Below are 26,034 nucleotides of genomic sequence, written 5' to 3'. Positions count from 1 at the left end.
TTTGCGGTTTATTTTAAAATAAACCGCAAATAACTTTATTTAATCGGTGTTAACTCAATTTTAGTCATCATCTGTGCAATTTGACTTCTATCTTTGATCCCCACATCAGGCTGACTCACCGATAACGCAGAAATAGCGGTTGCCAAACGCAAAGTATGCTCGCTAGTTTGGCTCATCAATAAACCATAAACTAATCCTGCAACCATAGAATCACCAGCTCCCACTGTACTTATTACATCACAATGTGGGGGGTTAGCTAGCCAAGCACCCGATGCATTTACCCATAAAGCACCTCTTTCACCTAATGAGATAACGACATGTGCAATACCTTTATCTCTCAATTGATGAGCTACTTTAATAATATCCGTCATTTCAGTCAATGAATGCCCAATCCATGCTTCCAACTCACGATGATTCGGTTTTATTAACCAAGGCGCAGCTTTCAATCCCGCCACTAACGCATCTCGACTACTATCAAAAATAATGCAGGGGCACAATTGTCTTAATTTAATCATCCATTGAGTAAAAGCGTCTGGATCAATACCACTAGGTAGGCTACCACTAACAACCACCATATCAAAATGCCCTAGCCAATTAAGTGAATCTGTTGCAAAGCGTTGCCAGTCTTGTGGTGATACCGTAAATCCTGAAAAATTAAAGTCAGTAACCTGCCCCTTTCCTTCAGTTAACTTCACATTAATACGTGTGCGGCCGGAGACAAGATAAAAGCGGTTAGCCATCCCATTTTCACTAAAGAAGTGCTGAAATGCTTCTTGATTTTCGCGTCCCATAAATCCGCTGACAGTAACATCTATTCCTAAATCACGTAAGACTTTCGCAACATTATTACCTTTACCCGCAGGATTAAGCCCAGCTGTTCGGACTAAATTAACACCACCTACGTCAATCGTAGAACAAGCACCAACAAGATCATAAGCGGGATTTAAAGTGATCGTAGCGACACGGCGACTCATGTCTTTACTCTCCAATCGTTTTTATTATGAATATTTAGGGGCTATATATAGCACTAATTAACCTTTAATTCAGTGAAATTGCGTCGGTTATTCTTGCACTCTCGCTATCCAGCAAGGACAATAGTGCCCATAAAAAACGACTTATTTTATCCATTATTGATAACTATATAAAAAAGCAAGGAGTCTAGAATGTCAGTCGTGGTTGGTGTTGGTGTAATTATCGTAAATGAAAAAGGGGATGTGTTATTAGGAAAACGTTGTGGAAAACACGCGCCTTATTGGTCAATTTTTGGTGGTCATGTTGATGATGGCGAAACCTTTGAACAATGCGCCATTCGTGAAATAGAAGAAGAAATTGGTATTACTATTACATCACCTCAAGTAATTGGTATTAGCAATAATCTAGAAACTTACCGATTAGAAGGTAAACACACTGTCTCTATTTGCATGATTGCACAATACCAAGGTGATGAGCCCAAATTAATGGAACCAGACAAATGTTCTGAAATCCGTTGGTGTTCACCTAATGATTTACCTGAACCTCATTTTGAAGCCAGCCGTAATTCTATTGCATTATGGAAAAATAAACAGTTTTACCAAGACTAATTAAAAGTCCCCTATCATCTTCATTATTCTGAATATTTTTCGTTCAGAATAATGGTTTCTTCTTCTATTTTTGCTTGAAATAGAAACTTATTTAATACTCTATTTCTTTATTATTTCTGATAATGCCTACACTAATCTATTGATTTATATAATCACATTCTTCTATTGTATTATTTTTGCTCACTTTTTTCTTTTATATAGCACAATAACCTCTATTTACACCCTGTGCACAAACGTGTATTCTTCACACTATCAAGCTAGTACATTGAGTCAATTTTATAAGGACATCTTATGTCAGAAGTCACATCAATAACTAAGCGCCCATCCATACTTGGTGGCGCAATGATCATTGCAGGTACTGCCGTCGGTGCTGGCATGTTTTCTATCCCAATTGTGACTTCCGGTGTCTGGTTTACTGGGTCTATTTTTCTATTGATTTATACTTGGTTTTGTCTGTTTATGTCAGGATTAATGATCTTAGAAGTGAACCTTCATTACCCTTTAGGCTCAAGTTTTCATACCATTACTAAGGACTTATTAGGAAAAGGCTGGAGTACCATTAATGGGTTATCTATTGCGTTTGTTCTTTATATTTTAACTTACGCCTATATTTCTGCCGGAAGCTCAATTATCGTACAAAATTTTTCAGGGATGATCAGCATACCACAAGCTATTGCTGGCTTAGTATTTGCATTGATTGTTGCTTTCTTTGTTTGGTTATCAACACGTGCAGTCGATAGATTAAGCACAATTTTAATTGGTGGTATGGTTATCGCGTTTATCTTAGCCATTGGTGGATTATTTACAGAGGTAAAAATGCCTGTGTTATTTAACACCAATGAAAATAATGCAAGTTACTTACCTTATGCTTTAGCCGCACTCCCTTATTTACTGACCTCATTTGGTTATCACGGCAATATTCCAGGCTTAGTCACGTATTATCGTAAAGATGGCAAAGCCGTCATGAAGAGCTTGCTGATAGGTACATTAATTTCACTGGCAATTTATATTTTATGGCAGTTTGTTGTACAAGGTAATATTCCTCGTGAAGGCTTTAAACAAGTCATTGCTGATGGTGGGAATATTGGTAACTTATTGGCACAAATGCGCTCAACAACTGCCAATGCCACTGTATCATTGTTACTAGACTTATTCTCTTATATGGCATTAGCAAGTTCATTCTTAGGTGTATCATTAGGATTATTCGATTATTTAGCTGATTTCTTTAAATTCTCAAATAATAGTAGCGGTCGATTAAAATCAGCATTAGTGACATTTATACCACCGACTATTTTAGCCATTATTTTCCCTGATGGTTTCTTATATGCCATTGGATTTGCTGGACTGGCAGCGACTATTTGGGCTGCAATTATTCCAGCTTTAATGGCAAAGGCCAGCCGCCAACGTCATCAAGCACAAAGCTTTAAGGCTCCCGGTGGTATGTTTATGATTGGATTTGTTATTTTGTTTGGCGTCATTAATGCTGGTGCACATATTTTAGCAAACTTTAATCTTCTTCCTATCTACCGTTAATACCTTCACTAAAAGCCAGCTGATGCTGGCTTTATTTTTCATAAAATCTTATAAAAAAATGTGCGAATAACTTGCCAAGTTTCTACACTGCGAGTAATTTTGTCGCCATTATCGTCAATGTTATTTAATGGAAGGTTTTATATGGCAAAAGCCAATGAAATTAAGCGTGGTATGGCTGTTAGTTATAACAATAAATTATTACTGGTAAAAGATATCGATATTCAAGCACCAAGTGCTCGAGGTGCAAGTACTCTGTATAAAATGCGTTTTACCGATATCCGTACAGGTCAAAAGGTGGAAGAGCGTTTTAAAGGCGACGATATGGTAGATACCATCAACTTAACTCGCCGTGCTGTCAGTTTTTCTTATATTGATGGTGATGAGTATGTCTTTATGGACAATGAAGATTACACACCTTATACCTTCAAAAAAGATCAAATTGAAGATGAATTACTGTTTATTCCTGAAGAAGGTTTAGCGGGAATGCAAGTATTAACAATGGACGGTCAAGTCTTAGCATTAGAACTGCCACAAACTGTTGATATGGAAATTGTTGAAACTGTTCCAGGTATTAAAGGTGCGTCAGCAAGTGCACGTACGAAACCTGCAACATTACCAACTGGATTAGTTATTCAGGTTCCTGAATATCTTTCTACTGGCGATAAAGTGCGTATTCATATTGCTGAACGTCGCTATATGGGCCGAGCTGACTAATCAATAGTCAAAAAAACCAACTCATTAGCACATCGCTAATGTTGTTTTAAATAGGTCAGATAATCGTAAGAAACCCAATGTGACAAACGATTATTTGACTTGTTTATCTTTGTTATCCTTCTCTACTATCCTCGAATACTTTAAAAGTATTGAACGTCAATAACGCCATTTTTTTGAGCATTATCCATCCAACGGATCTCGGCCTTACCCATATCTTGAGGTAAAATAATGGTTTGTTGAGATTGATTAAAAGAAGCAGGAACGATGGATTGAGTAGATGTAAACACTTTGTTATGTTTGTAACACTGATATTCAGCTTTATCTAATGTGAAATTCATCTCACATGCAGGATCGACGATCGCCCCCCGCAGATAAATCTGCCCTGTTGTTTGCATGGGATCAGATGCCCAAGCTAATGATATCGAACTGGAAACGAGAAGACTACATACTACGGTCAGATATTTTCTCATAACGACCTCACTTCTTGTTTGCGCTAGCAGGTATGAGGATCACACCTACCCGACATGTTTTCATCATAGCAATAAAATATGACATTCATATAAACATGAGAAGAATATTTGATGTCTATCAAATATAAACGCTCGATATTTATAAATAAGAAATCAACGTTGATTAAACTTAAGCCAAATATTTAAAAAATAAATAACACTATAGAGAAGAATTAAAAAATATTTAATTAACTCTATAATTTTTACTATTTTAACAATGAAAATTTAGTTATAAACAATATTCATTATAGCTAAATGATCATTTATCCATTTAATATTCATAGAACCTTTATTGTTAATCAGTTTAGAGCTAAAGTGCTTATTCCTTTCTAACTGATATTGAGATTCTTGCATTTCCTTTCCATCCCAACAACTTGTTTTAAAAGTATTTTTATCCATATCCATTAGGCAATTTCCTTCAACAATTGCACCAACAAACGTGATTGTTCCAGAACCAATAACTTTATTTTCTTTACTAAAAGATGGAATACTAAATAATAAAGATAAGCATATAGCTGTAATATATATCTTTTTCATTTTGAATCTCCTTTGTTATTGGAGTGTAAGGAGTCACAAGCCAATATGTTATTAAAGACATAACTAATATCGGCCTGTAACTTTTTTTATTTAACTTTTATCTTTAATTAAAGAATAGAAAACAATTATAAATTACTCAAATTACGACTATCAAAAAAAAACACCTAAAATTTAGGTTAAGTAGAGATTAACGAGGTACAACAAAAAAGAAACAAAAAAATAACATCCACTTAAGCGATAAATTGCAAAGATATATTTTTTTATTTTGACTATAGTCCTATCATTAAACTTTGAATTTTTGTGACGATCATCACAAAAAATACTTAAAACTTGCCATTTGATTACTATGAAACTTTCTAATTTTCGCCAAAAAGCACTTGTTATTTTTTTACTTAATCTCACAGGATTAATTATTTTTCTCTCTTGGTATCTTCCTGCACAGCATGGAATATGGCTATCAATTGATACCCATATTTTTTATTTTTTTAATCAGCACCTGTTACCTGATAGTTTTTTTGCGACTTTTGTTGCTTATATCAATAACAGAAAGTTTGATTTAGTTATTTTATTGGCAATGGGCGCACTTTATTACCATACATTTCGTAAGAAAGATTATAGGGGCAAACGCCATCTTATAATTGTAGGATTAGTGATGGTAATTAGTGCCGTACTCATCAATCAAATTGGACAAAATATTCCAATTGAAAGACCTAGTCCGACACTTCATTTTGAAAATGTACATAGGGTAGGTATTGTGACCGGTATTCCGACAAAAGATTCCTCAGGTGACAGCTTTCCTGGTGATCACGGCTTAATGCTACTTATCTTTTGTAGCTTTATATTACGTTATCTGTCGTTTCGCTCTTTTTTATGCGCACTTCTTATTACCGTTGTATTCTCACTACCGCGTGTTATGGCGGGAGCACACTGGGCATCTGATATCTTAGTAGGCTCTGTTTCTTTAACGTTAATCGCCACAAGTTGGTTATTAATAACACCATTATCTGATGCTATTATTAGGAAACTGGAAAAGACCCTTCCTTTTAAAAATAAAAAAGAAAACTCACCTAATTAATTAAAAGAGAATAAGTGTGATATTTACACTTATTCTTTTGGTCATTTTTTTGACAATTAAATGATATTATTATGACAAAATGAGATCTATTTTAAGTATTAGCACTTTATTATCTAATGTTTTGTAAATTAAGCCTCTTTTCTCTCGCCATTTAACGTCTCTTTCTGTACACTTTTCTGGTTTCCTCATTATTTATTGTTTAATGTGGATATTTACGTGCTTTAGAGCACGTTTTTCGCGAAATAGGGTTGCCAGAGTTAAATTACACTATATTCTCTGGTTATTTAGTGAATAATTCATGTGCGCTTCTGCACGTAAGGATGTAAGGGAAATCTGTCACAATGAGAACAAAACCGTATATGAGAATGCTTAAGCTCATACCGGCGTTCATTGTTGTAGCTACGCTATCGGCCTGTAGCTCACAGAACGCAAATTCACGCTTAGCGAATTCAAACACAACCCCACTTAATACATCATCAAGCACTTCTATTTCCCAAGCATCTCAAGATGAATTTGAATCATTGGTGAAGAATCTCGATATAAAATCTAAGATACTTGACCAATATGCAGACTGGAAAGGGGTCGCTTATCGTTTAGGCGGAGAGACCAAAAAAGGCATCGACTGCTCTGCTTTTGTACAAAGAACTTTCCTTGAACAATTCGGTGTAGAACTACCTCGCTCAACCTCAGACCAACAGTTCTCTGGCACTCAGGTTAATAAATCAAAATTACAAGCAGGAGATTTAGTTCTATTTAAAACAGGTCGCACTATGCGCCATGTTGGTATTTACATTGGAAATGACAAATTTGTACACGCATCCACCAGCAATGGCGTGACAGTGTCAGAAATGTCTAATGTCTACTGGAATAAGCGTTTCTATGCGGCAAGACGTGTTATCGAAAATAATGATGCGACTCTTGCTGACAACAACCTTTCAAAAAGTGTATTAAGATAATTCATTCCCTTATATCTTATTGCAAATAAAAAGCCTCATTATTTGATAATGAGGCTTTTTTAGTGTTTTTTATATTATAAATCAAATAATTATCACGTTGGTTTATAACAATGAGTAATGTTATAAATAAGAGTACGCTGTAGGAAATGGTTCAGCAATGGCCACGCCTGCATTTTTTAAGCAACATAACGCAGCGCATTCATCATCACTACATAAGAAAAGGCATGGTACGCCATCCCATTCAATCACAACGCTATCAATATGGAGATTACTCAGATACTGACGCAAATTCTGTATTGCTTCGTCCAGTGTCATACCATCGTGACTTAATAATTTTAAGCCAATCAGTGTATTTTGCTTTCCAGCCTCATTTTCAGGCAGTATCTCTACTCTTGTGCCTGCAAAGCCTGCTAGCCACCGATAACTCAGCGGCAGCTTATGGACTACCGAAAGTTGTACATTATCCACAAATCAATCCTGTTTCATCAACACGTTAATTTAATACATCATCAATACGAGTTTGAACTGACTTGCTCACACGTCATATTAGAACCTGCCAATTATAAAACATAATTATTACAATTATTTTACAACAAAAGCAAAGAGACGTATCAAACTATTTATTTAGCTTAGTGTTTGTACGCTTTCATTTCTATGATGATTATTCTCTTCAATTATTCTTTCATTTATTTAACATTTTATCAACTATATAAAATAATTGTATAAATATTACGTATTCAAGTAAAACAATTCATCCATTTTTATCACTATGATTCATATCAACAAAACAATAATAGATGATTATTAAAATAAATTTCACTTAATTTAACAAAATAACAACATAAAGTATTGATTCAAATCAAAAAAGCGTACTAATTTGAAGCGATTCAAGCAATCCAGCAGAGGAAAATATGGTTTTTCTAAGGGGGAAAAAGGGGGAGAAAGAGAGGCACGCTATAAATTCCTGTGATTTATAGCGTGATATTCTTATTTGTAGCGACGCGCAAGTAAAATAAAGCCCATTGCAAACAGGACACAAAAAGCCATGGCGCTGACCATTGGCCATTCTGATTTTGCTGGGAACATAGCAATAGCTGTTCCAACTAAAGCTCCAACACCAAAACGCACGGTTCCTGCTAAAGAGGAAACCGTTCCTGCCATATGAGGATAATCATCAAGAATAACAGCCATCGCATTTGATGTGATCATCGCGATCCCCCCCACATACATCGCCACTCCCACAACGAGATAATAGAAATGTAAATTAAGAGCAACAACTAGCAATAGAAAGATCCCCATAACGCATTGAATGGTTAGGCCTAGGCGCAACATCTTCAACGCACCAAATCGACGAACATATCGCCCATTTATACTTGTCATAACAATTAAAAAGATAATATTAAAACCAAAATACAAGCCAAACTGATCGAATGGAATGCCGTGTAGTTCAATATAAACGAAAGGCCCTGCACTGAGGAATGAGAACATACCAGCAAAAGAAAAACCTGATGCCAAAATATAACAAAGAACACGACGTGTTCTAAACAAGCTAATAAATTGGCTAAATGTCACTCTTAGGCTAAAGCGCTGACGACGATCTTTGGGCAAGGTTTCAGGAATATAAAATGCAATTAATGCACCTGCAATCACCGCAGCTATCGCAATACTCCAAAAAATAGCATGCCATGAAAACCAATTCATCACCCAAGCACCCAGCAATGGTGCTAATAAAGGTGCAATCGTCATCACTAATGCAACGAAAGACATACTTCTAGAGAAATCATCTCTAGAGAACATATCTCTCATTAATGCATTAATAACCACACTCGCAGCAGCTGCCGCAAAGCCATGAAGAAAACGCATGCCAATTAGCATATCTATAGATTCAGATAATGCACATGCACTAGAGGCAAAAGCAAAAACAATCACACCGCCCAAAATGACTGGCTTACGTCCCAAACTATCCGCCATAGGACCATAAACTAATTGCCCAATAGCAAAACCAAAAATATAGATACTTAATGTCATTTGCACTTTACCACTAGGCACACCAAAATCTTGTGCAATAGTGGGTAAACTTGGCAAATACATATCTATAGCCAATGGCATAAGCATGGAAATAAGTCCCAATATTAAAATGAGACTAAGGTACGACGAACGTTGCTGTTGCACGCAGATAAACTCCCAAAAACGTCAGGATAAATAATAATTATTGAGGTAGGTGAATGCTGTTGATCTCTTCTTCTGTTAGTGGACGGTATTCGCCCTCAGCTAAAGTTTCATCTAATGTTATATCCCCAATACGCTCACGATGTAATGCACTGACGTGATTACCCACGGCAGCAAACATACGTTTTACTTGATGGTATTTACCTTCACTAATAGTGAGTTTCACTTCTATAGGTGTAATAATTTCTAATTTGGCGGGTTTAGTCAGATCTTTTTCACCATTTAGCTGCACACCTTTTTGGAACTGTTCAGCAACACCTTCAGCTATTGGCTCTTCTAGTGTAACGTGATACGTTTTTTCACAATGATGTTTTGGCGCCGTAATACGATGTGACCACTGACCATTGTCAGTCAATAAGACAAGCCCTGTTGTATCAATATCTAAACGCCCTGCAGCATGTAATTTATATGCCAGGGGTTCATCAATAAAATAAAGGATGGTTGGATTAACTGGGTCATCTGTTGAACAGACATAACCGATGGGCTTATTTAACATAAAATAACGTGGCCCTAAAATCTGGGTTAACACATTACCGTTATAAGCCACTTTTTGTTCTGGTGTTATTTTGGTCGAACCGCTTTTCACCATTTCACCATCAATTGTTACAAGCCCTGCTCTTAATTCACGAAGGATCAAGCTACGGCTAATCCCCAATTGCTGGGATAAAAATTTATCTAATCGCATGAATTTCTCTGAAAAATGGAAGAATACCATCTGATATGAGGTATCTATTAAAAATGAATATTAACAATAAAACAACTAATTAATTTATAAATAAACTATCACATTCTTTACTTATCAAGTTCCACTCGCCTTATTCGCGCTATCTCTAAAAAAATGCTACGCTGATTGCTCTGTTTGATTTCTTATGTAGAGTTATGGCATTTACACTCAGACCTTACCAACTTGACGCCGTTAACGCGACGATCTCTTATTTTCGTCAACACAGCACACCCGCAGTGATAGTCTTACCCACAGGTGCAGGAAAAAGTTTAGTTATCGCTGAACTAGCCAAAAAAGCGCGAGGGCGTGTCTTAGTCTTGGCACACGTAAAAGAATTAGTCGAACAGAACCATAACAAATATGAGGCTTATGGTCTATCTGCGGGTATTTATGCTGCAGGCTTACAACAAAAAGAGAGTAGTGGAAAAGTTATCTTTGGTAGCGTGCAATCTGTTGCGCGTAATTTATCACAGTTTAATGATAGTTTTTCGCTACTTATTATCGATGAATGTCATCGTATAAGCTTGTCTAAAGATAGCCAATATCAGCAAGTTATTAAACAATTGCAATTCGTTAATCCGAATTTACGCATCCTAGGATTAACTGCAACACCTTATCGTTTGCCTACGGGTTGGATTTATCAATACCATTATCACGGGATGATTAGAGGCGATGAAGACTGTTTTTTCCGTGATTGTATTTATGAATTGCCTTTACGCTATATGATAAGCAATCATTTTTTAGTTCCACCAATTCGATTAGATATGCCTATTTTGCAATATGACTTTAGCCAAGTCCGAACTAGCCAAAATGGGATATTTAATGAAGAAGATCTTAATCGTGAAATAAAAAAGCAAAAGCGTATTACCCCCCACATTGTTTCACAGATTATTGAATATGCAAAAAATTGCCGTGGTACAATGATATTTGCAGCCACAGTTGAACATGCAAAAGAAATTCTTTCTCTTTTACCTCAAGATGAAGCGGCATTAGTGAGCGCGGATACGCCTTCTCATGAACGAGACACGCTGATTTCTCGTTTTAAACAGCAACAATTGCGTTATATGGTCAATGTTGCGGTACTAACAACAGGCTTTGATGCACCTCATGTTGATTTAATTGCCATTTTACGCCCAACAGAATCCGTCAGTTTATATCAACAAATTGTAGGGCGTGGATTAAGATTATTTGCAGGAAAAACCGAATGTCTGATTTTGGATTATGCAGGCAATCCTCATGATCTTTATCTTCCTGAGGTCGGTACTAAAAAACCTAACCCAAAAAGTAAGCCTGTACAAGTATTCTGCCCTGTTTGCCAATTTGCTAATACTTTTTGGGGAATTGTGGATACTGATGGCGATATTATTGAACACTATGGTCGACGTTGCCAAGGTTGGGAACTTAATGAACATGGACAAAAACAGCAATGTGAGTTCCGCTTTCGCTTTAAATTATGCCCTCATTGTAATGAAGAAAATGATATTGCGGCGCGTCGTTGTGTTCACTGTGATGAAATATTAGTTGATCCTGATGATATGCTTAAAGCCGCATTAAAGCTAAAAGGAGCGCTTGTTTTGCGCTGTGGTGGCATGCAATTTCAATCAGGCAATGATACTAAAGGAGAATGGATAGATATCAATTATTACGATGAAGAAGGCACGTCAGTATCAGAGCGCTTTCACTTAACTACCCCAGCCCAACGTAAAGTCTTTGAGTTAAAATTTCTACGAGAACATCAACGCGCCCCTGGTGTTCCTTTTGTTTGGCACAATGCTAACGATGTTATTAAGCAGTTCGATTTATTACGTCATCCTGATTTTATTGTCGCCCATAAAAGTAAAAAAGCGCATTTTTGGAAGATAAGAAATAAAATTTTTGACTATACAGGACGCTATCGAAAAGCAGATACATTGTATTAATCTGGATTTATATTTGCTGTTAGTGGACTTTTTCGTTAAAATGCGCCCCGCTTTATCTATTTTTAGATAAACCAAATCTCGAGCTTGTTGCTGGGTCGCCTGTAACAAGTATGTATTTTCTTTCTTTTTCATAAGAGAAAAAAGATGTTAACTATTAATGCAACTGTACGTAAAGAGCAGGGTAAGGGTGCGAGCCGCCGCCTGCGTGTGGCTAACCGTTTTCCTGCTATCGTTTATGGCGGAAATGAAGAGCCAATCGCTATCGATTTAGATCACAACGAAGTAATCAACCAAGAACACAAATCTGAATTCTATTCTGATTTCGTAAACCTGGTAATCGATGGTAAAGAAACTAAAGTTAAAGTTAAAGCAGTGCAACGTCACGAGTATAAGCCAAAAATTACTCATATTGACTTCCTGCGCGCTTAATAAGCCACCCTTCGAGCTTTATTTTTCGGGACGCCGAGCATGTAACGCCACTTAATGTGGCGTTATTTGTTTTTACTACTGAATTATTTTTCTGATGCTCTACGCTGTAATTGTTCACGCAAATTAGGTGGAGTACCTTTAATAGTGAGTGTATCTGTTGCGGGATCCCAGAATATTCTTTCACCCAATAATTTCGCATCAAAATTAACGGTTAATCCACCGCCACTACCAGAATATTTCATTAATTGACGTAAAGTACTACGATCAGCAGGGAAAGTTTCAGCTAATTCATAGCCCTTCTCTTCGGTAAATTGTGCAAAGTTTTGATTCCCCAAAGACGGTAATTCTTCAGCAAGCTGAGTTAAGGCAATTTCTTCGCCAGACTGTAATTGCTCATTGCAGTAGCTATATACTTGCTCACGACAAGTTTGACGTTCTTGCTTGTCCATTTCGGAAGCTTCACAAAAATCATCAACAGCTTGTAATAAACCTTTATTTTGAACTTTAGCGTTTAAACCTTCTTGAGCACCTAAAAAGTCCATAAAAAAGTCAGAAACTTTGCGACCTACTCGACCTTTTAGAAATGTTAAATAACGCAGAGAATCTGGCGCTGTTTCCCATTCAGTTAAATCGATACGAGCAATAATATCTGCATGAGGAATATCTAAATAACGTGTTGAAGAAACATCAAGGCTGTCATTTACCCACATACTATTACAGCTACTCAGTACAGCAATTAAAAGATAATCCACCGCTAAATAACGATAATGACAAAAGAGAACTGTTCCCCCTTCTGCGAAAGGATATTTTGCTAATTCATCCTTTAATCTCACCGTTGCTGCACGCGAAAAACCTAAAAAGTTTTCTTCACCTTTACGCTGTAAACGCAATGCTTGTGCTAATTCACTTTCTTCATTAAACAGACCATAAGCTTTGTTTTTTGCACTGTAAACACGATGCAATTCTTCAATCATTTCCTGAACAACAGGTTCAATGTCTAATACTGAATCACGTAACACAACTTCTAATGTCTGCTCATCTCGCTTGATAAGCTGATGTAAGACTAACTGACTAATATCTAGACTCATGGTCGTCCTCTTTATTCCTTCACTTTCGCATGCGCGTATTCAAACACTCCCCACTTTCAGTATCAAGGGAAAATTAATTAATTTAATAGCGGAAAAAGACCCAGTAATACGGTAATATATAGCGTTTTATTCATTTAGTAGGAATTCTGATTTTATGCCACAAAAATCCCGTTATAGTGATGAACAAGTTGAGCAGTTATTAGCAGAACTTGTCAGCGTTCTTGAAAAACATCATACTCCTACAGACCTTTCTTTGATGGTGTTGGGGAACATGGTGACAAACTTAATTAATACAAGTATTGCTCCTGCTCAACGAATGCTGATTGCTGATTCTTTTGTTCACGCATTGCGTGCTTCAATTGATGAAGGCAATATTCACTAATAAACATAGAAAAATTATTTATAGACATGGTAACGAAACCTCAGTCCTATCGTGAAAAAGTATCCCAAATGATCAGTTGGGGGCACTGGTTTGCGCTATTTAATATTATTCTAAGCTTATTACTTGGAAGCCGTTACCTGTTTATTTCAGATTGGCCTGCAACTTTCGCGGGTCGCTTTTACGCTATCGTAAGTTGGATGGGGCACTTTAGTTTTATTGTTTTCGCTATCTATATCCTTGTCCTTTTTCCGCTTACCTTCGTGGTCGTATCTCAACGGCTACTTAGAGTGATCTCCTGTACTCTCGCCAGTGCTGGACTCACCATTCTTATCTTTGATATGGCAGTTTACCAGCAATTTCAGCTTCATCTAACTCAGCTCGTTTGGGATTTAGTCATTAATCCAGATGAAGGTGAAATGGCACGTGAATGGCAACTTATTTTTATTGGTATTCCTATTATCTTTCTTATTGAGATGCTTTTTGCGACATGGAGTTGGCAAAAATTACGTAGTTTAAATCGTCAGCGATGGGGTAAGCCATTGGCTGGCATTTTTATTACTTGCTTTGTCTTATCTCACTCTATGTCAATTTGGGCTGATGCTAATTTTTATCGTCCAATTACGATGCAACGCGCTAATTTACCCTTATCCTATCCGATGACTGCGCGTAAATTCCTTGAGCGCCATGGTTTTATTAATCAATCAGAATATGAGCAACGTCTAATCAGTGAAGGTAACCCTACGGCACAAAGTATTACCTACCCGCTTGCACCATTAGTTTATGCAAAAGAGACTTACTCTTATAATTTACTAGTCGTTGTTGTTGATGGTTTAGGTAATGAGGAGGTCCCTGAATTACCAAGCTTGCAACAGTTCGCACAAAATAATCTCGATTTTACACATCATTATTCATCAGGCATTAATAATGATACAGCATTATTTGGTCTATTTTATGGCATCTCACCTTCTTATTTAGATAGTGTATTAAGTAGCAGAAAAAATTCAGCACTATTTGATGCCTTAAATTACCGAAATTACCAACTAGCAATGTTCTCAACAAATGGCTTTCAAACACCATTATTTAAACAAGCCGTACTATCCGATTTCTCTACTCCAACATCACGCAGTGGTAACAATGATGCCACTATCGATAGTTGGCGTAATTGGCTAATAAAAAACAACCAAACAACACCTTGGTTCTCTTTCTTACAAATTGATGGACATACTAATAAAGCGTCCCAAAAAATTACATTAAATCAGCAATTAGAGCGCATTTTTAATACGTTGCAAGAAACCAAAGTGCTTGATAATACTGTCGTGGTTATCACATCTAGCTATCATCAAGACGGTGATAAAAAACAAAATAATCAATGGCTTTCTGATAAAACCACATTTAACCTAAACCAATCACAAGTGCCTCTAATAATACACTGGCCGAACATGAAGCCACAGTCGATTGATAAAATGACTAGTCATCAAGATATCATGACAACCTTAATGCAGCATGTTTTACGTGTTATTAGCCCAGCTGATAACTATTCACAAGGTGAAGATTTATTTGCAAGCACCCGTAATCATCCATGGATTTTCACCGGCGATGACGAAGCATTTGTGGTCTTTTTACAAGATAACACCTTGCTGATAGATAAACATGGCCGGTATGCTTTATTTGATAAGTCAGGAAAAGAAATTAGTGCAGCAAAACCTGATTTAAAATTATTACTACAAGTTCTTGCCGAACAAAAACGCTTTATTGAACGCTGAAGCTAGTAATAAAGTATAAAATTACGCCACTTAATTCGCAAAGGGTTGCTTTAGCGGTCAAAAACAGTAATATACATGACACAAACGGCATGTAGCGCAGCCTGGTAGCGCACCGTCATGGGGTGTCGGGGGTCGTAGGTTCAAATCCTATCATGCCGACCAAAATTCTTTAGAAAAACCAACCTCTTACGGTTGGTTTTTTTATGTCTGAAATTTGTGTGTGGTAAAACTGTGGTAAAACGACGACAGATTAACCCTAGTTAAAGCTCAATTCTCGCCCTGTTTCTATGCTATAATTCACCTCAAATTCATTAATAGAGCTTATCAAATGAAAAATCTAGCTGAGCTAACTCAGGAAGAAAAAGACAAGATTAACGTTGATCTATCTGCAAGTGGTGTCGCATATAAAGAACGTCTCAATATGCCAGTTGTTGCATCCGAAGTTGAAAGACAGCAACCAGCACATTTGAGAGCGTACTTTAATGAACAGTTAGCGTTTTATCGTGAGAGAAGTCAGAAGTTGCCAGATGGGAATTCTGTGCAGTATTTGAAAACGAAGTGATTATATTAATAAGATTGTTAATTTATTGTGTTAGTTTATAGCTCTCAGCAATTAAAGATTTTAATTCACTTTCATCAAAGTTGGATGCTAAATCAATAGAAATCCAATGCTCCTTATTCATATGATAGGCAGGATAAACTCCTTTTTTAATCGCAATGATCCCGTTAAATTTGGCATAACTTTTAAATTAATGATATCAACTCTATTATTACCACTATTACCTGATAATTTATTTTCTAAAATATCAATTATAACAGCGAACCATTTCAAATTGCTCTTATGTCTAAAAACGATGTAATTGGGTATTTAATCCATAAATGCTCAGGTTCTACATTATAGTTTGCTTTAATGTAATCAATTAATTATTTCCTATTCATTATCGCCTCAAATCGATAAACTCTCTAAACATCAATAAGAAAATACACCTAAATCTTATATAGATAATCTTAAAACAATCAACAATGACATATAATTTTCATAACTTACAGATAAAAATGGCCACTGAGTGGCCAATAAAATAACGATTTCTAACAAATCAGAAATTTCCTTTACTGCGTTGCTGCTCAATATAAATATTCTGATTAGCCTTAATACTATTTAATGTACTATCTGCATATGGATCTTCTTTATGTTTTCTATTTTCTTGAGACTCAATCGACCCCGTTGATGAACAAGCAGAAATAAAAAAAACACAAAAAAGTATAAGTAAACGCATATCTACTCCAAGTCATATTTTCAATTAATAGCGAAAATTTAGAGTGAAAATAAGTAATTTAGTTCATCAATTAGTTACCTTCATTTTTACGCTTGCTCTCAATATGATTGTATAAAAAATGATATATCATTAGCCACATAAAAAAGCAGGTATAATAATTAAATTATTTATGTTCTATATTGGTGACAATGCCAGTAAGTCAAATGCTGACGTTCATGATTCCAATTTGTTGGATCAAAAAAACTGTAGACGCATGGGCTATGGTAAGAAAAGCTCGCTTGGTAACAAAATAAAGTACATATGATAGCTATGTTGAAATACTTGGATTGATGGATTTAACATGATTCTTTGCAATAAACCAAATATTATTATAACAAATTATATTTTTTTAATGAGAGTAACGCTCATCCATAAAAATTAGTTTAATCTCCTAAATTTGATTTATTGTATCATCGATGAATAAGACCACTGAAAAAGCCATTACAATACTTTTAATAAAGCGTCAAAAAAATATAAATAAAAATCAAGAGAAGTTGATGATTGCATATTATTGAACAAAAAACGATGATTATTACATTCACCTAATATAAATAACTCAAATGAAAATCTCAAACCTTTATGATGAAATTATTAAGTAGTTAATATTGAAAAGTTCATAATCATTTTAATTTTTACTGCACTATTATTTTTCAGCATAGCAAAATTCATTAATTACACAATCATCAATTTATTTTTAAATATCCATAAATTTAAATAATCTATACTTTTATTAAAGTGACTTTATATTACTTACTTATTATTATTTAAAGTTCATTAGTTTTTTAAAATAAAATCCTTTTTTAGTTTTTGGAAACTTATTTCCATTATATATCTTTCGCTCATAATCTCGTCCGGCATAGTGATCATCTCCATAGAATTGACCATATAATGCAGTTTTAGGACAGATCTCATCAGAAAAAAATCTATGTTTATTATCCATTTCAATTTTCCTTATTTACTTTTAATTGATTAGAAACCTCTTAAAATAAACCTCTATAAGTCGGTCATTAATTTATAATATATATAAATTAGCTAACACCATACTACTTCTATAAAAATAGATCCAATTTTGTGCTTGTTTTTATTGAAAGCCCAAAAATAAAAAAATTAAAATAGAATATTCACTAAAAAGACCTTATTAGACAAAATAAAAAAAAGGTGTATGATATAAATATCGCACATCTTATTTTATAATAATTTATTTATTATCTATCTTTTTATTCGCAATTCCAAACGGGATATGTACAGAAGGAAGTTCAGATGAGGATTTTAAATGTAATTTTTGATCGTCAAAGAATATATGTGGTTTTAAAATTCTTAATACATTCGCTTTCTCAACTCCCCCCATAAAAAAAGCTTCATTAACAGAAATACCCCATGCTCTCATCGTATTAATAACACGTTTATGAGATGGTGCATTTCGTGCAGTAACAATAGATATCTTAAGTAATGGAACATAACTAGGATCTTGTTTTACTTTTTCTAATTCTAGTTTTTGAATATCTGAAATACGTAGTAAGAATTTCTTTAATGGTCCAGGGTTATGAGGTGTATCAACCATCTTAGCTTCATGAAGATGAAATTGTGATAAATTTCCTGATGCTTTGTAAATAGTCTCAGCTTCATCATCAGCAATTACACCATCAAAGTCAAAAGCAATTCTTAATTCATCCTCATTATCATCATTAATATGACCTGCTAATATTTGTCCTGCAGGATAATTAGCTTTTATTGCCTGAATAACATCATCATGATCTGCTGATAAAAATAATTCTATATCAAAAGCTGGAATATAAATATGGGGTGATTTTCCTTGAAGAAATACAGCCCTGGTGATCCCTAGTTCATAATATTCAATAGAATTCATCACTCTTAATCCAGTATCAGGATCATTTCTAGATAATAAAATAACTTCAACCAGAGGGTCGTCAATTCTAATATTATTTAGCTTTAAAAGCCGACTGATAAATGGAAATGCAACACCTTTATTTAGTGGAATATCTTGCATTTCTCGTTGATATTTTCGGTAAGCTTCCTCGCCTTCAGTACGAAATATATTGTCTGACTCTTCTAAATCAAACAACGCACTAGAGGATAGCCCTATGACTAATCTTTTTGTTAAATCATATGCCATAGCGTCAATTCCTAATTAAAGATCTTTATCGTTTATATTATCATTTTTTTAATAAAACAGAGATAAAAAAATCTACACATAAAGTATGAATAAGAGACTGTTATAGTCATTACTAAGAATTTATCTCTAATTTTACTCTATAAATCACAAATGCTATTGATTATCATTTGCATTTGTTTATCATTACTATGATTACAAAAATCATCAAAGGTAAGGAGAAAACCCATGGTTCAGAAAACTATACATTTACGCTCTCGACACGTTAAGGATTTAATCAATAAAATAAAAAAAATGAAAAGCGTTGAAAATACCATAAATACCAAATTAGAAAAAAGTGATCTTATTGTTATTATTGATAAATTACCCACATTGGTTTCTATCAGGTAGGTTATTTTGTTGACATTTAGTGTGAATAAATAATGACCACAATCTTAGTGTGGTTGACATATTAAATGATAATGATTATCTTTTGACTTGTGGATAATTGAGTTCTTTACTTAGTTTTTCACAATGACATTGCTCACATTGCTTCTAGTATTTATTGACCAACTCTCCTAGCGTTGGTCTTTTTTTAGCTGTTATAAAATTTCTATTCAACCTAAAAAAATTTTGGCAACTACATTCAATAGAATAAACAATCAATTACGTGATAATACTCTATTTTTATATTGCGTATATATAAAGGATAATAAAATTAATATAAAGCTGAGATAGCGAGTAACTAGACTACGAACTCTCATTGATTCTAAATAAGTCATAATTATTGTTTAATTTTAATCCAATAGTAAATACGTATATTGTTATTTTAATAAACGGAATAATTATTAGAACATTCAACTAAATGTATATAATCTTTATAGTTAAATGTGTATTAGTTTTCTTCATATGACTAAATTTAAAAATTTAAAATCAAGGTAAAACAAGACATTATAAGAACTCAAATAATTATTTTCTCTTTAGAGAATTACTCCACTTTTTGCTTATCTTTATTATTTTTTTAAAGTTTGTTACAGATTGATATCTCTTTTTCCCTTACTATAGTTTTAGTATTTCATCACTGATAGATATTTAATTTTCCCCGCCTAATGCGGGGATTTTTTTTATCTCAATAATACACTTTAATCCTGATACCGTTTCTTTCAAACTAAACATGCTCTGACTTTCTTTTCTTATAGCAAAGATAACACCTTATCATATTGAAAAATAACAACAATATAAAAAATATAAATTAAAAAAGGCCATTAATTTTATGGCCTTGTTGTCAAAACTCTACTCAATGTCTATTTATAAGCTTCAAATGTAATAACTTCTGTTTCGTTATTCGGTTCACATAAATACTGATAATCACCAGAGATTGTTATTTTACCAAAACCAATAGATTTAAGTATGCGTTTAAACTCATACACACCAAACCATTTCAATGTGAACACTTCCCATTCACTTTCAATTATTTTGCCATTTCTCCATTTATCATAACGGTGGTGTGATACTGTTAGTTGATTAATGTAATCTATTTCGGCATTCACTATCTGTAAAGTAATTAAATCCCCTTCAGACGTTTCAAATTGTCGGCTAGAACTTTGACCTTTAGCAAAAGTATGTGCCAAACTAATATCAATAAGTAAACGTCCGCCAGAATTCAATGCGTTATAACATTGTCGAAGGGCTTGTAGTGCTTTATCTTCACTATTTAACAATAAGAAAGTCCCTGTTGGAATAATTATTGCGTCAACAGGTGTCTCAACATGAAATGTCATCAAATTATCTTTAGTAACTTTATCTTGAGAAAACCCATTACTTTTTAGATTTTCCATGCAGAAAGAGAGCATCTCATCTGAGAGATCAAATCCTTCTATATTAAACCCAGCTTTCAATAAAGGGATCAAGATTCTCCCTGTTCCTACCGCAGGCTCTAGGATCTTACCATTAACACCTTTAAGACGTTCTTGATAGTATTCTACATCGCCGAAACTACACCCTATAGGTTTATCTATTTGGTAAACTTGGGCTGATAGTGAATGATAACTCTGCATAAACATTCTACTCTCTTACTTTAATGATTTATTCTATTGATGATAAAGTGATTATTTAATATATCAACACTCCATTAAATTAAAAAGATGTCGAATAAAGATGTATTTTTTCTTTGGAAGCGATTTCATCAAAATATATTGATAAATTTCTTGTCATCCTGAAATAGCTTAATTTATTAATTTTTTATTTTAACAACAAAATGTATCATTGAAAAATTAAGTAATATGACTAATGTAAAATAAGATTAACTTGTTAATAAAAACAAGTTTAAACTTATCAAACCAATATAATTCAATAAATTAGATAAACTGCTTCTAATGTCAATTATTGTTCTATTATTAACCCTCTCAAAAAATCATTCATAAATATTTAAGTAGAAGCTAATTGTATAATTAATTCGGTTGAATATATTTTTAAAACAAATTGCTGGAATAGTGTTGAAATGGAAGAAGTAGAACATTAAATTGAACTTAATGAAATATTTAATACCAAATTAGGTGAAAATAAAGGTTCAATGAAGATAAATCGGATTAGGGATAATTTAGCAATAATGGATATATTATATAATTAAGATTAACGGCTTTTATAACTCTATATTTTATAAACATTAATCTCTAAACATTTTAGAAATAATAGTAAATAATGAGTATATATTTTTTTGAACAATAGTATTTATTACTATATTTATATAAATGGTATTTTTCTACTATGATCATAATATATTAAGCAGGTATAATTGATTTATATCTGCTGGCTCTGTTCTTTTTTCCTTGCCATTCTTTCCTTTTTTCATTTCTCATTTCAACATTTTCTTAATCCATATAAACGTAAGGGTTGACAATGTAATTGATAATGATTATCTTTTAGATTGTAAATAGTTGAGTATTTCACTCAACTTTTTGCAACGACATTGCTCACATTGCTTCCAGTATTTACTGTGACCAACACATAATGTGTTGGTCTTTTTTTTGTTTGCCTACAGAAATAGCCTTAATGGTAAAAACTCGCTTCACCTGAAGGTCGGGTTTTAAATCGTCTATGAGCCCATAAATATTGTTCTGGCGCCCTCATGATTTCTGTTTCAATCAACTTATTCATTCTATCTGTATCATTTTGAATGTTCTCGCTAGGATAATCAGTCAGTTCTTTGCCAATAATCAAACTATATTGCTTACCTGTCTTATTTTCATTTCTAACTAACGTGACAGTCAAAGAAGGCGCTCCTGACAATTTGGCTAATATTGCGACTCCTTTTGAGGTTGATGTTTTTTCGACACAAAAGAAAGGTGAAAAAGTGGTTCCTTTCAAACCGAAATCCTGGTCAGGAGCAAACCAAATTGCTTTTCCTTTTTTTAACTCCATAACCATAAATTTTAAATTACGTCGATCAATCATCCCCTTATCAGAGCGACATCTCGCTTTAGTTTGAATGTACTCCATCGCCTTATTATTATGTGGCCTATACATTGCATTAACTGGGAAGCAAAGCCCCATAATACGTCCACCCAATTCTAACGACATAGAATGTATGCCGATTAATAAAATACCTGCGTTTTTCTCATTAGCATCTGTAAAATTGGATATACCTTGTACTTCAAAGAGATTTTTTAATCGACGATCACTCCAAAACCAAGCCATTCCTGTTTCAAATAATGCAACACCAAGTGAAGATAAGTTATCCATGACAAGTTTATTTATTTCATGTTGATTTTTATCAGGAAAACATAACTCTAAATTTCTCTTTATTATAGAAACTCTTCTTTTTACAAAAAAACGAGATAATAACCCTAAACGTTTACCCAAGAAAAGTAACCATGAATAAGGTAATTGAACTAATAGAAAAAGAATAAAAACACCAAACCAAGTTAAAAAATACTTTGGGTGTAATAGATGCAATGAAAAAAAATTTTTAGCGTACACTAGTTTATCCTTTGAGAACTAAAAGCATTTAAGCCACATTGAATTAGACAGCATTTTTTTAAGATAAGTCATTAAATATTAATTTTATTTTTTGTTCTTTAAATTATTTTTTATGATTTATCTGATATCTTTCTATTCTAATGAAAATTTCTTCTTTCTTTTCATTGAGAAAGCAATATCTTGCTATCTTTATTTCAGCATTATAAGATTTTTATTATTATTTAAATTATTTTTTTTGCTAATAAAGTAAATTATTAAAGAATTTTTGTTTAATAATTAAAATTATTTATTCTAAATATTTACATAACTTTAATAATATTATTTTAATCAACATTATCAGATAAATACTAAAACGAATAATACCTTTCATTAAAACAAAAAAACCTCACCAAAGTGAGGTTTTTGTATTGGTCTTTCCAGTACTGATACTGCGTTAAGCAATATGTACCGTAATAATGACTCAATATTACAGAGCGATTACGTTCGCTGCTGCAGGGCCTTTAGCGCCATTTTCAATAGAAAATGAAACTTCTTGGCCTTCTTTCAGTGACTTGAAGCTTTCACTTTGGATCGCTGAAAAGTGTACGAATACGTCTTTGCTACCGTCTTTAGGAGTGATAAAACCGAAGCCTTTATCATCGTTAAACCATTTTACTGTACCAGTCATTGTATTAGACATAAGATTTCCTTTAATTAATTATTTTGCCATAAGGCAGTGTTTGCGGTTTGATTTCGGATTTTTACTTATGGTCACTATTTGAAGGAATTCGCAACGAAGAGGTATCAGGGATAACGCTAAACGGTGAACTACTTAAAACTGCACTAACATAAATAGGTCTGTACTTCCAAACCAGTGGCGCTATTAAGTCATATAATTCAGTTTATAGCAAATTATTTTCAAATTTATTTAAAAAAAAATGTTAAAACACTAACTTGAAACAAATTTATAATATAAGAATAATTATTCATTCAACCAAAAACCTTATTTAAATATAAATTATTTAATAAAATTGAAATAAATCGACAAAATATACTTTAAAACAGCAGATACTGTTATTTTTTAAATAAACAGTATCTACTCTATCAATAATGTAGTACTTCGTTTTAATCAACTAATCCGAAGAAAATATCTTCCGTTTTTGTCCACAGAAGTGCCCCCCCTTCTTCTGGCCATAAATATCGTTGTGCATTAGGAAAACGTTGAAGCAATAATGTCCCAAAATCAGGAGAATGAACGGTACTCGTATCTTTCATACCATACCATAATGTGGTTGGCGTTCTGATATCTTCAGGTGAAAAGCCCCATGGCTGCATAGCGATAAGCAGATCTTGAGTATATCCTTCATTTCCTTGTTTAAAAGCTTCTGTCATACATTCTTGATAAACAGGAAGAAAATTCGCTGATTGATAGACAGCTAAATCAACAGCTGCACTGTAATTTAGAATAAAGTTCATCAACCAATTTGCCGATATATTTTTCTTAATCCAATCGGCTAATGCATCGGGTGCATTCACAGCCTGTTGTTGCATATTAACAACGTCTTCTGTGAGCTGATTTCGAGTATCAGGATAATCAAATTGATCTTGTCCTGCGACAATGACTAATTTATCAACATGGCAATAAACACAAAGTGCCATAGCAAATACAGCCCCTTGAGAAAATCCAACTACATTAAGATTTTTGAGATTAAGATGTTCAAATAAAAATAAAATATCTTGAGAAAAAGATTTTAACGTTTTATGAGGATCAAACGTTGAATCACCTAATCCAGGGCGAGTTGGGGTAATTAATCGGATATTAAGCTTATTTAGGCATTCGACATCCACACCTAATACACCACTCATACCCGCCCCAGTACAAAATAACACAGGTTTACCTTGTTCTGGGCCAGATTCATACCACGTTAAAATTCTATTATCAGGCAATAATACATTATATTTTCTTGAGTTTTTAACTTTCATTAGATTTTGTCTTTTATTAATTTTTTGATGACATGACACTCATCATACTAAATAGCGATGTGTCTTTTTCTAAGTTTAGTTTTTTAAAACTAATATGAGACTAGCTAAGGACAAGATTTCATATAAACTCACGATAAATATTGTTAGTAGTATTAAAAATAAAAACGTCTAGTTTTTGATGTTGCTTTTAGACACTATAACTAAATTATGCCTATTCGTTAAGTATCTATTATCACTGTTCACTACAATGAAAATCACAATATAGCGATGCGATTAAATCTATTTTTATGGACTAAAAGTTATGATAACTTCGCTATTACCTTCAGTTTTTTTGTAAACACTATGGTTCAATTTAATGTGTTTTCTTGCCCATTTATTCCATTAAAATATACAGGTGATCCTTTTTTTGATGTAGAAAGCACCCCACATTGATAACAAGATTAAGTAACATCATTCGCTTTGAACATTAAATTTTCACTGTTCTTTTATCGACAATAATCATTTAAAACAGCCATTACTTTAATATAACCAACACTTACTTAATTCTTATTAGCCGTCATATTTTCTAAAAGAATAGCCACATATTCTACTTTTTATTAGTAATGAGCGGAGATATGTATTTAACCGTTATAACAAAATATTTAGCCATCATAATATGACTCTATTTATAACTCATCTAATTTTATATGGTATTTATTTTTAATATAAACGTACTTTAAACCATTATACAGAAATCTTTTTCTCTTTTTTTATTATATTTACTTATTCTTTTTCTTAAAATAAAAAAGGAGAAATAAATCCCCTCTTTTATTTTCTAATTTTTAAATATTATTACGATAACTACGTTATTTTACTAATTCACATGTGCGACCTTTATCTTCAGCAACACGTCCATTAACTGCATCATCTTCTGAAATGGTAGCGAGGTTAAATTCATCTTTTCCTTTTCCCCATATTTGAAAATTCTCGCCAACATAACGAGCACCGCTTGCTGCAACAGCTTCTTTTAGCACAATAATTTCATCACTATAGTACATAACAGCAAGCTGTTCATTAGGGAAAGAAACTCTAATCTTCTGACCTTCACAATTATAAGTATCCGTTTTAGCTGCTAAAGCAGGAGCTGTTATTAACGAAGACACTAAAGCAATAGCAGAAATAGAAAATAACTTATTCATTTATATCTCCTAAAATAACCAATTGAGTTTACTAATATAATAAAGATAGACC

At 33.6% G+C, this 26,034-nt stretch carries 26 protein-coding genes and 1 tRNA gene; 11 read left to right on the top strand and 16 right to left on the bottom strand.

Features of this window, described 5'->3' with window-relative positions; translation table 11 throughout:
* Positions 1-35 precede the first annotated feature (35 nt).
* On the bottom strand, positions 36-974 hold the full coding sequence (fruK, locus tag GWI97_RS17725) for a 1-phosphofructokinase (RefSeq protein ID WP_036937816.1): 939 nt from the start codon (positions 972-974) through the stop codon (positions 36-38).
* Positions 975-1,163: 189 nt separating this feature from the next.
* Between fruK and GWI97_RS17720 the strand changes: the two genes are divergently transcribed.
* The 3 genes from GWI97_RS17720 to yeiP all read left to right on the top strand — a co-directional run bounded on the left by GWI97_RS17720 (position 1,164) and on the right by yeiP (position 3,827).
* On the top strand, positions 1,164-1,580 hold the full coding sequence (locus GWI97_RS17720; protein WP_036937817.1) for a nucleotide triphosphate diphosphatase NUDT15: 417 nt from the start codon (positions 1,164-1,166) through the stop codon (positions 1,578-1,580).
* Between the two features lie 291 nt (positions 1,581-1,871).
* On the top strand, positions 1,872-3,113 hold the full coding sequence (gene mtr, locus GWI97_RS17715) for a tryptophan permease (protein WP_036937818.1): 1,242 nt from the start codon (positions 1,872-1,874) through the stop codon (positions 3,111-3,113).
* A 141-nt stretch (positions 3,114-3,254) separates the two neighbouring features.
* Positions 3,255-3,827 carry an elongation factor P-like protein YeiP gene (yeiP, locus tag GWI97_RS17710; protein WP_036937819.1) on the top strand — a complete coding sequence of 191 codons (573 nt, stop codon included), beginning with the start codon at positions 3,255-3,257 and terminating at the stop codon, positions 3,825-3,827.
* Positions 3,828-3,967: 140 nt separating this feature from the next.
* Here the strand turns inward: yeiP and GWI97_RS17705 are convergent, their stop codons facing one another.
* On the bottom strand, positions 3,968-4,297 hold the full coding sequence (locus GWI97_RS17705; protein WP_036937820.1) for a hypothetical protein: 330 nt from the start codon (positions 4,295-4,297) through the stop codon (positions 3,968-3,970).
* Positions 4,298-4,561: 264 nt separating this feature from the next.
* A complete protein-coding gene (locus tag GWI97_RS17700) occupies positions 4,562-4,873 on the bottom strand; it encodes a hypothetical protein (protein WP_036937822.1) in 312 nt (103 codons plus the stop codon).
* Between the two features lie 346 nt (positions 4,874-5,219).
* On the opposite strand from GWI97_RS17700, the gene GWI97_RS17695 reads away from it, so the two are divergent.
* Together GWI97_RS17695 and mepS are read left to right on the top strand one after the other, a co-directional pair.
* Positions 5,220-5,948 carry a phosphatase PAP2 family protein gene (locus GWI97_RS17695; protein ID WP_087803577.1) on the top strand — a complete coding sequence of 243 codons (729 nt, stop codon included), beginning with the start codon at positions 5,220-5,222 and terminating at the stop codon, positions 5,946-5,948.
* A 341-nt stretch (positions 5,949-6,289) separates the two neighbouring features.
* Entirely contained in the window at positions 6,290-6,904 is a 615-nt protein-coding gene (gene mepS / locus GWI97_RS17690) for a bifunctional murein DD-endopeptidase/murein LD-carboxypeptidase (protein WP_036937826.1), read from the top strand.
* A gap of 120 nt (positions 6,905-7,024) precedes the next feature.
* Here mepS and GWI97_RS17685 read toward each other — a convergent pair whose 3' ends face one another.
* The 3 genes from GWI97_RS17685 to rsuA form a co-directional block, all read right to left on the bottom strand.
* Positions 7,025-7,372: a YejG family protein gene (locus GWI97_RS17685; RefSeq protein ID WP_036937827.1), complete on the bottom strand. Its 348-nt coding sequence runs from the start codon at positions 7,370-7,372 to the stop codon at positions 7,025-7,027.
* 519 nt (positions 7,373-7,891) lie between these two features.
* Complete coding sequence (locus GWI97_RS17680; protein ID WP_036937828.1) at positions 7,892-9,076, bottom strand: Bcr/CflA family multidrug efflux MFS transporter; 1,185 nt, start codon at positions 9,074-9,076, stop codon at positions 7,892-7,894.
* A 37-nt stretch (positions 9,077-9,113) separates the two neighbouring features.
* Positions 9,114-9,818 (bottom strand): 16S rRNA pseudouridine(516) synthase RsuA, encoded by a 705-nt coding sequence (rsuA, locus tag GWI97_RS17675; protein ID WP_036937830.1) that lies wholly within the window; start codon positions 9,816-9,818, stop codon positions 9,114-9,116.
* Positions 9,819-10,012: 194 nt separating this feature from the next.
* Here rsuA and GWI97_RS17670 point away from each other — a divergent pair, with 194 nt between their 5' ends.
* Together GWI97_RS17670 and rplY are read left to right on the top strand one after the other, a co-directional pair.
* A complete protein-coding gene (locus tag GWI97_RS17670) occupies positions 10,013-11,776 on the top strand; it encodes a DEAD/DEAH box helicase (RefSeq protein ID WP_036937832.1) in 1,764 nt (587 codons plus the stop codon).
* A 144-nt stretch (positions 11,777-11,920) separates the two neighbouring features.
* Positions 11,921-12,205: a 50S ribosomal protein L25 gene (gene rplY / locus GWI97_RS17665; protein ID WP_006537318.1), complete on the top strand. Its 285-nt coding sequence runs from the start codon at positions 11,921-11,923 to the stop codon at positions 12,203-12,205.
* A gap of 83 nt (positions 12,206-12,288) precedes the next feature.
* Here rplY and yejK read toward each other — a convergent pair whose 3' ends face one another.
* Positions 12,289-13,293 (bottom strand): nucleoid-associated protein YejK, encoded by a 1,005-nt coding sequence (gene yejK / locus GWI97_RS17660; RefSeq protein WP_161750468.1) that lies wholly within the window; start codon positions 13,291-13,293, stop codon positions 12,289-12,291.
* Between the two features lie 154 nt (positions 13,294-13,447).
* Here yejK and GWI97_RS17655 point away from each other — a divergent pair, with 154 nt between their 5' ends.
* From GWI97_RS17655 to GWI97_RS17640, 4 genes are all read left to right on the top strand, one after another.
* Positions 13,448-13,675 carry a YejL family protein gene (locus tag GWI97_RS17655; protein WP_004247042.1) on the top strand — a complete coding sequence of 76 codons (228 nt, stop codon included), beginning with the start codon at positions 13,448-13,450 and terminating at the stop codon, positions 13,673-13,675.
* 26 nt (positions 13,676-13,701) lie between these two features.
* On the top strand, positions 13,702-15,438 hold the full coding sequence (gene yejM / locus GWI97_RS17650) for an LPS biosynthesis-modulating metalloenzyme YejM (RefSeq protein ID WP_036937836.1): 1,737 nt from the start codon (positions 13,702-13,704) through the stop codon (positions 15,436-15,438).
* An 85-nt stretch (positions 15,439-15,523) separates the two neighbouring features.
* Positions 15,524-15,600, top strand: a tRNA-Pro gene (locus tag GWI97_RS17645).
* A gap of 166 nt (positions 15,601-15,766) precedes the next feature.
* Positions 15,767-16,000, top strand: a complete 234-nt coding sequence (locus tag GWI97_RS17640) for a DNA polymerase III subunit theta (protein WP_036937950.1) — start codon at positions 15,767-15,769, stop codon at positions 15,998-16,000.
* A gap of 22 nt (positions 16,001-16,022) precedes the next feature.
* Here GWI97_RS17640 and GWI97_RS18440 read toward each other — a convergent pair whose 3' ends face one another.
* From GWI97_RS18440 to GWI97_RS17595, 9 genes are all read right to left on the bottom strand, one after another.
* Complete coding sequence (locus tag GWI97_RS18440; protein WP_231135551.1) at positions 16,023-16,121, bottom strand: hypothetical protein; 99 nt, start codon at positions 16,119-16,121, stop codon at positions 16,023-16,025.
* 414 nt (positions 16,122-16,535) lie between these two features.
* On the bottom strand, positions 16,536-16,715 hold the full coding sequence (locus GWI97_RS17630) for a hypothetical protein (RefSeq protein WP_036937952.1): 180 nt from the start codon (positions 16,713-16,715) through the stop codon (positions 16,536-16,538).
* A gap of 799 nt (positions 16,716-17,514) precedes the next feature.
* A complete protein-coding gene (locus tag GWI97_RS17625; protein ID WP_036937955.1) occupies positions 17,515-17,694 on the bottom strand; it encodes a hypothetical protein in 180 nt (59 codons plus the stop codon).
* A 258-nt stretch (positions 17,695-17,952) separates the two neighbouring features.
* A complete protein-coding gene (locus tag GWI97_RS17620; RefSeq protein WP_036937957.1) occupies positions 17,953-18,888 on the bottom strand; it encodes a 5'-nucleotidase in 936 nt (311 codons plus the stop codon).
* 1,280 nt (positions 18,889-20,168) lie between these two features.
* Positions 20,169-20,927: a class I SAM-dependent methyltransferase gene (locus GWI97_RS17615; protein ID WP_224215450.1), complete on the bottom strand. Its 759-nt coding sequence runs from the start codon at positions 20,925-20,927 to the stop codon at positions 20,169-20,171.
* Positions 20,928-21,912: 985 nt separating this feature from the next.
* Complete coding sequence (lpxL, locus tag GWI97_RS17610) at positions 21,913-22,842, bottom strand: LpxL/LpxP family Kdo(2)-lipid IV(A) lauroyl/palmitoleoyl acyltransferase (protein ID WP_036937959.1); 930 nt, start codon at positions 22,840-22,842, stop codon at positions 21,913-21,915.
* 466 nt (positions 22,843-23,308) lie between these two features.
* Complete coding sequence (gene cspE, locus GWI97_RS17605; RefSeq protein WP_036937961.1) at positions 23,309-23,521, bottom strand: transcription antiterminator/RNA stability regulator CspE; 213 nt, start codon at positions 23,519-23,521, stop codon at positions 23,309-23,311.
* Between the two features lie 425 nt (positions 23,522-23,946).
* Positions 23,947-24,804 (bottom strand): alpha/beta fold hydrolase, encoded by an 858-nt coding sequence (locus tag GWI97_RS17600; protein WP_036937964.1) that lies wholly within the window; start codon positions 24,802-24,804, stop codon positions 23,947-23,949.
* An 845-nt stretch (positions 24,805-25,649) separates the two neighbouring features.
* On the bottom strand, positions 25,650-25,982 hold the full coding sequence (locus tag GWI97_RS17595) for an MliC family protein (RefSeq protein WP_036937967.1): 333 nt from the start codon (positions 25,980-25,982) through the stop codon (positions 25,650-25,652).
* Positions 25,983-26,034: the final 52 nt, after the last annotated feature.

The sequence above is a fragment of the Proteus sp. G2300 genome (assembly GCF_009915965.1).
Classification (GTDB): Bacteria; Pseudomonadota; Gammaproteobacteria; order Enterobacterales; family Enterobacteriaceae; genus Proteus; species Proteus vulgaris.
Note: the sequence above shows the minus strand (reverse complement) of the source record. Positions and strands in the feature narration are given on the sequence as shown.

Excerpts from the sequence above, each read along its gene's own strand:
- fruK (WP_036937816.1), bottom strand. The coding sequence starts at position 974 with ATGAGTCGCCGTGTCGCTACGATCACTTTAAATCCCGCTTATGATCTT.
- GWI97_RS17720 (WP_036937817.1), top strand. The coding sequence starts at position 1,164 with ATGTCAGTCGTGGTTGGTGTTGGTGTAATTATCGTAAATGAAAAAGGG.
- mtr (WP_036937818.1), top strand. The coding sequence starts at position 1,872 with ATGTCAGAAGTCACATCAATAACTAAGCGCCCATCCATACTTGGTGGC.
- yeiP (WP_036937819.1), top strand. The coding sequence starts at position 3,255 with ATGGCAAAAGCCAATGAAATTAAGCGTGGTATGGCTGTTAGTTATAAC.
- GWI97_RS17705 (WP_036937820.1), bottom strand. The coding sequence starts at position 4,297 with ATGAGAAAATATCTGACCGTAGTATGTAGTCTTCTCGTTTCCAGTTCG.
- GWI97_RS17700 (WP_036937822.1), bottom strand. The coding sequence starts at position 4,873 with ATGAAAAAGATATATATTACAGCTATATGCTTATCTTTATTATTTAGT.
- GWI97_RS17695 (WP_087803577.1), top strand. The coding sequence starts at position 5,220 with ATGAAACTTTCTAATTTTCGCCAAAAAGCACTTGTTATTTTTTTACTT.
- mepS (WP_036937826.1), top strand. The coding sequence starts at position 6,290 with ATGAGAACAAAACCGTATATGAGAATGCTTAAGCTCATACCGGCGTTC.
- rsuA (WP_036937830.1), bottom strand. The coding sequence starts at position 9,818 with ATGCGATTAGATAAATTTTTATCCCAGCAATTGGGGATTAGCCGTAGC.
- GWI97_RS17670 (WP_036937832.1), top strand. The coding sequence starts at position 10,013 with ATGGCATTTACACTCAGACCTTACCAACTTGACGCCGTTAACGCGACG.
- rplY (WP_006537318.1), top strand. The coding sequence starts at position 11,921 with ATGTTAACTATTAATGCAACTGTACGTAAAGAGCAGGGTAAGGGTGCG.
- yejK (WP_161750468.1), bottom strand. The coding sequence starts at position 13,293 with ATGAGTCTAGATATTAGTCAGTTAGTCTTACATCAGCTTATCAAGCGA.
- GWI97_RS17655 (WP_004247042.1), top strand. The coding sequence starts at position 13,448 with ATGCCACAAAAATCCCGTTATAGTGATGAACAAGTTGAGCAGTTATTA.
- yejM (WP_036937836.1), top strand. The coding sequence starts at position 13,702 with ATGGTAACGAAACCTCAGTCCTATCGTGAAAAAGTATCCCAAATGATC.
- GWI97_RS17640 (WP_036937950.1), top strand. The coding sequence starts at position 15,767 with ATGAAAAATCTAGCTGAGCTAACTCAGGAAGAAAAAGACAAGATTAAC.
- GWI97_RS18440 (WP_231135551.1), bottom strand. The coding sequence starts at position 16,121 with ATGAATAAGGAGCATTGGATTTCTATTGATTTAGCATCCAACTTTGAT.
- GWI97_RS17630 (WP_036937952.1), bottom strand. The coding sequence starts at position 16,715 with ATGCGTTTACTTATACTTTTTTGTGTTTTTTTTATTTCTGCTTGTTCA.
- GWI97_RS17625 (WP_036937955.1), bottom strand. The coding sequence starts at position 17,694 with ATGGATAATAAACATAGATTTTTTTCTGATGAGATCTGTCCTAAAACT.
- GWI97_RS17620 (WP_036937957.1), bottom strand. The coding sequence starts at position 18,888 with ATGGCATATGATTTAACAAAAAGATTAGTCATAGGGCTATCCTCTAGT.
- GWI97_RS17615 (WP_224215450.1), bottom strand. The coding sequence starts at position 20,927 with ATGTTTATGCAGAGTTATCATTCACTATCAGCCCAAGTTTACCAAATA.
- cspE (WP_036937961.1), bottom strand. The coding sequence starts at position 23,521 with ATGTCTAATACAATGACTGGTACAGTAAAATGGTTTAACGATGATAAA.
- GWI97_RS17600 (WP_036937964.1), bottom strand. The coding sequence starts at position 24,804 with ATGAAAGTTAAAAACTCAAGAAAATATAATGTATTATTGCCTGATAAT.
- GWI97_RS17595 (WP_036937967.1), bottom strand. The coding sequence starts at position 25,982 with ATGAATAAGTTATTTTCTATTTCTGCTATTGCTTTAGTGTCTTCGTTA.